Origin of the sequence: Xanthomonas pisi DSM 18956 (assembly GCF_001010415.1) — a bacterium.
Classification (GTDB): Bacteria; Pseudomonadota; Gammaproteobacteria; order Xanthomonadales; family Xanthomonadaceae; genus Xanthomonas; species Xanthomonas pisi.
In genome coordinates, this window is the sequence record NZ_JPLE01000307.1 from 1 (window position 1) to 527 (window position 527).

Below are 527 nucleotides of genomic sequence, written 5' to 3' on the forward strand. Positions count from 1 at the left end.
GACCTGGCTGACGTGCTGAATGTACCGACAAAAGCGCTTTCTCTGAACGGTCGTCTTGGGCTTGCTTTTGGTGCCCGTGGTAAGGGTAAGGCGGCGGCACACTATGAGTCAGGTGAGGTGGCAATCAACCTGACAAAAGGTAACGGACCGGGTGCGCTGGCGCACGAATGGTTCCATTCTCTGGATAATTATTTTGGTCGTTATGACGTTTCCAGTGACGGGAAAATTACGTCAGGTGGCGACTTTATGACGGAAGCACAGCGTGTCAGGCGCATATTTAAAGACGGCAGGTATGTTGATGCTGAATATCCGGTACGTCAGGAGGTTTACGACGCTTTTAAAGGTGTGATTCAGGCCATTAAAAACAGTGACATGCCGCGTCGTTCAGCGCTTCTTGATGAGGTGCGCTCAAAACCGTACTGGTCAACGGATGTTGAAATGGCGGCACGTGCCTTTGAGCGTTATGTTCAGGATAAGGCGCGTATGGCTGGCGTGGAGAATGATTATCTGGTCAATATCCGTAAGGC

General features: G+C 50.9%; 1 protein-coding gene. It reads left to right on the forward strand.

The features are described from left to right. The coding region (locus tag Y887_RS19870; RefSeq protein WP_157004365.1) for an LPD1 domain-containing protein at positions 1–527 on the forward strand (527 nt) is incomplete at both ends.